Annotated in this window: 1 protein-coding gene; it reads left to right on the forward strand. The window is 36.7% G+C overall.

The window, feature by feature from the left end:
• Positions 1-586: 586 nt before the first annotated feature.
• Positions 587-1,477 (forward strand): restriction endonuclease (locus tag HWX04_RS08155; RefSeq protein ID WP_175869619.1); only part of this gene is annotated, 891 nt, incomplete at its 3' end.

Below are 1,477 nucleotides of genomic sequence, written 5' to 3' on the forward strand. Positions count from 1 at the left end.
CAACACAACCTATGAATTCAACTAATAATATACGTTTTGTAGGGGTTTTGTCAATTTTTGCACCGTCAAAACCTATCTATTAAAGTCACTCATAAAACCTATCAAAATAATTATTATGATGTTTAAAAAGCACGTATTGCATTTGTCTGATTAACACATCAAACGATAAGCAAATTTCACTACTGTGCTGATCTAACCATAGCTCATAGGCTGTTGGTAAGTAGACTTTAAAAGTTCATTAAAGTGAATTAGAATTAGAAAATGTATCAAAACATTTATTTTTAAGGCTTTAATATATTTTAAATACATATCGTATTAATCACATTTAACGATTGGAATAAATAAACAATAGTACTATGTGGATGTGATATGTATAGAAAAATAAATCACCTTGTTGATATTATTGGTGTTATTATTATAATAACAGCGCTTATTTTTACATGCACGCTCGTATTCACTCCCGTGTAGATTGAGCATTTTTCAACATTTTTTATAGCTATTCATTCAAAATGGATTTAATAAGCTTCATTTTGATTCTTTTGAAAAGAATTATCCCTCTCATACCAAAATGGAGCTTTGTTGTAATATGCTGCAATCTGTTAAGTCTGATCATGAACACGTCACGATACGCTCTTTGTTGGAATATTATCGTAAACAAGCAAAATCACCTCGTGAATTGGGAACCCTTTTTGAAAATCTTGTGAAGGATTATCTGTCTGAAGACCCATTACAAAAGCAGGAATATGAAAAGGTTCAGACTTATTCGGAATGGGCTGAGGAACATGATGAAGATGGGCGTGATATCGGCATTGATTTGGTGGCGACAATCCGTGATCAAGGGGGCTATGCGGCTATTCAATGTAAATGTTATGATGCCTCTCACATCATTAAAAAAGAAGATATTGATAGTTTTATCGCTGCCTCTGGGAARAARATMTTCACGCGTCGYATWCTRGTTGATAGCACYGAAAGCAATTGGAGTGATAATGCGAACAACACGTGTGATGGWCAAGARGTTCGYATTCAACAGATTAATCTGTTTGATTTAGAAAACAGTCAAATMGATTGGGGKGCTTATAAAGAAAGAGGACAAGCTGTCCTTAAAGAGCAACCGAAAAAAAAGCTTTTAGATCATCAGATAGAAGCACTTGAGGAAGTCTGTGAAGGTTTAAAAGAAGCAGACCGTGGCAAGCTGATTATGGCGTGTGGAACGGGCAAGACGTTTACTAGCCTTAAGATAGCAGAAACTCTCGCCGGAAAAGGTAAGCGTGTGTTGTTTCTGGTGCCTTCTCTTGCTTTGATGTCACAAACAATTCGTGAATGGACCCTTGATACAGAAATCCCCTTGCGTTCCTTTGCGGTGTGTTCTGATACACAAGTAGGCAAGCGTCGTAAAGGCAAACATGATGATGAATCTGGTCTCGATGCTTCTGATCTTGTTTTACCGGCGACAACGGATGCGCAAGCACTTGCACGT

This window comes from Bartonella gabonensis (assembly GCF_903679515.1).
Taxonomy (GTDB): domain Bacteria; phylum Pseudomonadota; class Alphaproteobacteria; order Rhizobiales; family Rhizobiaceae; genus Bartonella; species Bartonella gabonensis.